This window comes from Bordetella sputigena (genome assembly GCF_965137885.1).
In the GTDB taxonomy this organism is placed as follows: domain Bacteria; phylum Pseudomonadota; class Gammaproteobacteria; order Burkholderiales; family Burkholderiaceae_B; genus Bordetella_C; species Bordetella_C sputigena.
In genome coordinates this window covers 1-5,401 of record NZ_CBCSCA010000032.1, presented here as the reverse complement: position 1 = coordinate 5,401, position 5,401 = coordinate 1, and the positions used below count along the sequence as shown (strand labels likewise).

Below are 5,401 nucleotides of genomic sequence, written 5' to 3'. Positions count from 1 at the left end.
GAACTGAAGAGTTTGATCCTGGCTCAGATTGAACGCTGGCGGGATGCCTTACACATGCAAGTCGAACGGCAGCGCGGACTTCGGTCTGGCGGCGAGTGGCGAACGGGTGAGTAATGTATCGGAACGTGCCCAGTAGCGGGGGATAACTACGCGAAAGCGTAGCTAATACCGCATACGCCCTAAGGGGGAAAGCGGGGGATCTTCGGACCTCGCACTATTGGAGCGGCCGATATCGGATTAGCTAGTTGGTGGGGTAACGGCTCACCAAGGCGACGATCCGTAGCTGGTTTGAGAGGACGACCAGCCACACTGGGACTGAGACACGGCCCAGACTCCTACGGGAGGCAGCAGTGGGGAATTTTGGACAATGGGGGCAACCCTGATCCAGCCATCCCGCGTGTGCGATGAAGGCCTTCGGGTTGTAAAGCACTTTTGGCAGGAAAGAAACGGCGCCGGCTAATACCTGGCGTAACTGACGGTACCTGCAGAATAAGCACCGGCTAACTACGTGCCAGCAGCCGCGGTAATACGTAGGGTGCAAGCGTTAATCGGAATTACTGGGCGTAAAGCGTGCGCAGGCGGTTCGGAAAGAAAGATGTGAAATCCCAGGGCTTAACCTTGGAACTGCATTTTTAACTACCGGGCTAGAGTGTGTCAGAGGGGGGTGGAATTCCACGTGTAGCAGTGAAATGCGTAGATATGTGGAGGAACACCGATGGCGAAGGCAGCCCCCTGGGATAACACTGACGCTCATGCACGAAAGCGTGGGGAGCAAACAGGATTAGATACCCTGGTAGTCCACGCCCTAAACGATGTCAACTAGCTGTTGGGTCCTTCGGGGCTTGGTAGCGCAGCTAACGCGTGAAGTTGACCGCCTGGGGAGTACGGTCGCAAGATTAAAACTCAAAGGAATTGACGGGGACCCGCACAAGCGGTGGATGATGTGGATTAATTCGATGCAACGCGAAAAACCTTACCTACCCTTGACATGTCTGGAATCCCGAAGAGATTTGGGAGTGCTCGCAAGAGAACCGGAACACAGGTGCTGCATGGCTGTCGTCAGCTCGTGTCGTGAGATGTTGGGTTAAGTCCCGCAACGAGCGCAACCCTTGTCATTAGTTGCTACGAAAGGGCACTCTAATGAGACTGCCGGTGACAAACCGGAGGAAGGTGGGGATGACGTCAAGTCCTCATGGCCCTTATGGGTAGGGCTTCACACGTCATACAATGGTCGGGACAGAGGGTCGCCAACCCGCGAGGGGGAGCCAATCCCAGAAACCCGATCGTAGTCCGGATCGCAGTCTGCAACTCGACTGCGTGAAGTCGGAATCGCTAGTAATCGCGGATCAGCATGTCGCGGTGAATACGTTCCCGGGTCTTGTACACACCGCCCGTCACACCATGGGAGTGGGTTTTACCAGAAGTAGTTAGCCTAACCGCAAGGAGGGCGATTACCACGGTAGGATTCATGACTGGGGTGAAGTCGTAACAAGGTAGCCGTATCGGAAGGTGCGGCTGGATCACCTCCTTTCAGAGCACGTGCCTGCGTGCGTCAAGCGGCCACACTTATCGGTTGTTGTTGTAAGACTGGATCGAAAGCGGATCCGATGCGAATTGGGTCTGTAGCTCAGTCGGTTAGAGCACCGTCTTGATAAGGCGGGGGTCGTTGGTTCGAATCCAACCAGACCCACCAAGGTTTTATCTGGGGGTGTAGCTCAGCTGGGAGAGCGCCTGCTTTGCAAGCAGGATGTCATCGGTTCGATCCCGTTCACCTCCACCAAATTCCCTTATTCCTTGAATAAGGCGGTGGCAGCGTCGAAGGGTCCGCGTGAAGAGTTCAACGATCAGTGTTTAAGGCGCTGTCCGTGTTTACGGATAGGGCAGTGAATCTTGATCGTTGGGTTTTTGACTCGACGGTTTTACTCGTTCTTTAACAATCTGGAAGAAGCACAACGAGAAGTATTGGCGGTGCGTTTATTTATAGACGCGTCGTTGAATACGGGTTGTGATTGCATTAGTAGTTCAAACTCAAGTGAATTTGAACGGCACAAACGCAAAGTATCATGTCAGAGCAAGACGGTTGCTTGGGAAGTGTTCTATAGCCATTAGCGTTATAGGATCAAGCGACTAAGTGCATATGGTGGATGCCTTGGCGATCACAGGCGATGAAGGACGTTGTAGCCTGCGAAAAGCTGCGGGGAGCTGGCAAACAAGCATTGATCCGCAGATGTCCGAATGGGGAAACCCACCGTCGCAAGACGGTATCCTGGGCTGAATACATAGGCTCCAGGAGGCGAACCGGGTGAACTGAAACATCTCAGTAACTCGAGGAACAGAAATCAACCGAGATTCCGAAAGTAGTGGCGAGCGAAATCGGAAGAGCCTTTACGATTTAGCGCGTTGTATAGTCGAACGGGATGGAAAGCCCGGCCGTAGCAGGTGATAGCCCTGTAGGCGAAATGCAATGCGTGGAACTAGGCGTAAGAGAAGTAGGGCGGGACACGTGAAATCCTGTTTGAAGATGGGGGGACCATCCTCCAAGGCTAAATACTCGTGATCGACCGATAGTGAACCAGTACCGTGAGGGAAAGGCGAAAAGAACCCCGGAAGGGGAGTGAAATAGATCCTGAAACCGTATGCATACAAACAGTCGGAGCCTCCTAGTGGGGTGACGGCGTACCTTTTGTATAATGGGTCAGCGACTTACATTCAGTGGCAAGCTTAACCGGATAGGGAAGGCGTAGCGAAAGCGAGTCCGAATAGGGCGTTCAGTCGCTGGGTGTAGACCCGAAACCAGATGATCTATCCATGGCCAGGTTGAAGGCACGGTAACACGTGCTGGAGGACCGAACCCACTAGTGTTGAAAAACTAGGGGATGAGCTGTGGATAGGGGTGAAAGGCTAAACAAATCTGGAAATAGCTGGTTCTCTCCGAAAACTATTTAGGTAGTGCCTCAAGTATGACTGCGGGGGGTAGAGCACTGTTATGGCTAGGGGGTCATGGCGACTTACCAAACCATGGCAAACTCCGAATACCCGCAAGTCCAGCTTGGGAGACAGAGCACCGGGTGCTAACGTCCGGACTCAAGAGGGAAACAACCCAGACCGCCAGCTAAGGTCCCCAATTATCGCTAAGTGGGAAACGAAGTGGGAAGGCTTAGACAGTCAGGAGGTTGGCTTAGAAGCAGCCATCCTTTAAAGAAAGCGTAATAGCTCACTGATCGAGTCGTCCTGCGCGGAAGATGTAACGGGGCTAAGCGATAAACCGAAGCTGCGGGTGTGTACCTTAGGGTATACGCGGTAGGAGAGCGTTCTGTAAGCCTGTGAAGGTGACTCGTAAGGGTTGCTGGAGGTATCAGAAGTGCGAATGCTGACATGAGTAGCGATAAAGGGGGTGAAAAGCCCCCTCGCCGTAAGTCCAAGGTTTCCTGCGCAACGTTCATCGGCGCAGGGTGAGTCGGCCCCTAAGGCGAGGCAGAGATGCGTAGCTGATGGGAAGCTGGTTAATATTCCAGCACCATCGTACAGTGCGATGGGGGGACGGATTGCGGAAGATCATCAGGGTGTTGGAAGTCCCTGTTGCTGCATTGAAGAGGGCGCTTAGGCAAATCCGGGCGCGTGACTCAAGGGTGTGGCACGAGCGANCATGTNTCGCGAAGTGATTGGAAGTGGTTCCAAGAAAAGCCTCTAAGCTTCAGCTGTACGAGACCGTACCGCAAACCGACACAGGTGGACGGGATGAATATTCCAAGGCGCTTGAGAGAACTCGGGAGAAGGAACTCGGCAAATTGATACCGTAACTTCGGGAGAAGGTATGCCCCGGTAGTGTGAGGCGCCTGCGCGCTGAGCATGATGGGGTCGCAGAGAATCGGTGGCTGCGACTGTTTATTAAAAACACAGCACTCTGCAAAGACGAAAGTCGACGTATAGGGTGTGACGCCTGCCCGGTGCCGGAAGGTTAAGTGATGGGGTGCAAGCTCTTGATCGAAGCCCCGGTAAACGGCGGCCGTAACTATAACGGTCCTAAGGTAGCGAAATTCCTTGTCGGGTAAGTTCCGACCTGCACGAATGGCGTAACGATGGCCACACTGTCTCCTCCCGAGACTCAGCGAAGTTGAAGTGTTTGTGATGATGCAATCTACCCGCGGCTAGACGGAAAGACCCCATGAACCTTTACTGTAGCTTTGCATTGGACTGTGAACCGGCCTGTGTAGGATAGGTGGGAGGCGCGGAAACCGAGTCGCCAGATTCGGTGGAGCCGACCTTGAAATACCACCCTGGTCTGTTTGCGGTTCTAACCTTGGCCCGTTATCCGGGTTGGGNACAGTGCATGGTGGGCAGTTTGACTGGGGCGGTCTCCTCCCAAAGCGTAACGGAGGAGTTCGAAGGTACGCTAGGTACGGTCGGAAATCGTGCTGATAGTGCAATGGCATAAGCGTGCTTGACTGTGAGACTGACAAGTCGAACAGGTGCGAAAGCAGGACATAGTGATCCGGTGGTTCTGAATGGAAGGGCCATCGCTCAACGGATAAAAGGTACTCTGGGGATAACAGGCTGATACCGCCCAAGAGTTCATATCGACGGCGGTGTTTGGCACCTCGATGTCGGCTCATCTCATCCTGGGGCTGTAGCCGGTCCCAAGGGTATGGCTGTTCGCCATTTAAAGAGGTACGTGAGCTGGGTTTAAAACGTCGTGAGACAGTTTGGTCCCTATCTGCCGTGGGCGTTGGATACTTGACGGAGCCTGCTCCTAGTACGAGAGGACCGGAGTGGACGTACCTCTGGTGTACCGGTTGTCATGCCAATGGCATTGCCGGGTAGCTATGTACGGAAGAGATAACCGCTGAAGGCATCTAAGCGGGAAACTCGTCTGAAGATTAGGTATCCCGGGGCCTCGAGCCCCCTGAAGGGTCGTTCAAGACCAGGACGTTGATAGGTCGGGTGTGGAAGCGCAGTAATGCGTTAAGCTAACCGATACTAATTGCCCGTGCGGCTTGATCCTATAACCCTGATGGTTAAAAGCACCATCCAAGGCAAGCGGCTTGCATAAAGCCATGATGCTTGCGAATGTGCCAAGGCAGCGATCCAGTATCGCTGCCTGCAATCCAACCCGGATTCGGCTACTACCCCCAATACCATCGACCCGGCCGGCAGCCTCACCGCTACCGACCCGGCGTGCTTCTACCAGATTGGCGTGTCGCCACCCCTTCCAAAGGACGCGACGGCACGCAACCCTTTACGCCTGACGACCATAGCAAGGTGGTCCCACTCCTTCCCATCCCGAACAGGACAGTGAAACGCCTTCGCGCCGATGATAGTGGACGGACGTCTGTGAAAGTAGGTCATCGTCAGGCTCTTATCCCCAAAACCCCGCTGCCCATGCAGCGGGGTTTTGCTTTTG

At 54.1% G+C, this 5,401-nt stretch carries 2 tRNA genes and 3 rRNA genes; all 5 read left to right on the top strand.

Going from position 1 to position 5,401, the window contains the following annotated elements:
• A 16S ribosomal RNA gene (locus tag ACNA0R_RS27210) occupies positions 1-1,531 on the top strand.
• 85 nt (positions 1,532-1,616) lie between these two features.
• Positions 1,617-1,693, top strand: a tRNA-Ile gene (locus ACNA0R_RS27205).
• A gap of 11 nt (positions 1,694-1,704) precedes the next feature.
• Positions 1,705-1,780: transfer RNA gene (locus ACNA0R_RS27200), tRNA-Ala, on the top strand.
• Between the two features lie 337 nt (positions 1,781-2,117).
• Positions 2,118-5,002: ribosomal RNA gene (locus ACNA0R_RS27195) — 23S ribosomal RNA — on the top strand.
• 239 nt (positions 5,003-5,241) lie between these two features.
• Positions 5,242-5,354 (top strand): 5S ribosomal RNA (gene rrf, locus ACNA0R_RS27190).
• The 16S, 23S and 5S rRNA genes sit together here with 2 tRNA genes alongside, the layout of an rRNA operon.
• Positions 5,355-5,401 lie beyond the last annotated feature (47 nt).